The sequence below is a fragment of the Micromonospora sp. DT4 genome (genome assembly GCF_049841675.1).
Lineage (GTDB): Bacteria > Actinomycetota > Actinomycetes > Mycobacteriales > Micromonosporaceae > Micromonospora.
On record NZ_JBNCKT010000344.1, the window covers coordinates 1 to 655 of the forward strand.

Below are 655 nucleotides of genomic sequence, written 5' to 3' on the forward strand. Positions count from 1 at the left end.
GGTGGCGGTGAAGGAGCGGAAGTAGCGGCCGCGGGCGCCGATGGCTTCGACGAGCATGAGGTAGCGGCTCTGGCCTTGGAGTTTGTAGACCTGGACGGCTTCGAAGAGGTTGTTGGTGCTGTCGCTCATGATGGTGGTGTAGTTGCTGCCGAAGCTGCTGGGGAAGTTTCCGATGGGCATGCTGGCGCGGTAGATCTTGCCGTTGTCGCCGGCGAAGAAGAGGTACATGGTGGTGTCGTCGGCGATGAGGGTTTGGTCGATGGGGCCGGTGCCGGAGCCGCTGATGCTGCCGGTGAACAGGGTTTGGGCGGCGGACCAGCTGTTGGGGTTGGTGGGGTCGGTGGAGGTGCGGTAGGAGAACGCGGCGCCGCCCCATTGGTAGGCCAGGACCCAGATGTTGCGGGGTGCGAGGTAGAACAGGGTGGGGGCGACGGTGCCGTTGTTCATGGTGTTCTGGCTGGCCGAGGCCATGTCGGACCAGTTCGTGAACAGGCCGAAGTTCATCGAGCCCCACGACGAGCCGAAGTTGTGGGTGGTGGCGTAGACGAGGTGCCGGCCGTTGTAGGGGGCGACCGTGAAGTCCTTGAGTGACACCCAGCCCGACTTCGGCTGCGCCAGGGCGCCGGTCGACGACCACCGGTACGACGACGGCAGG

At 65.0% G+C, this 655-nt stretch carries 1 protein-coding gene; it reads right to left on the reverse strand.

Annotated elements, in window-relative coordinates:
- On the reverse strand, positions 1-655 hold a 655-nt coding region (locus tag ACLQ24_RS30025; RefSeq protein WP_425895101.1), incomplete at both ends, for a non-reducing end alpha-L-arabinofuranosidase family hydrolase.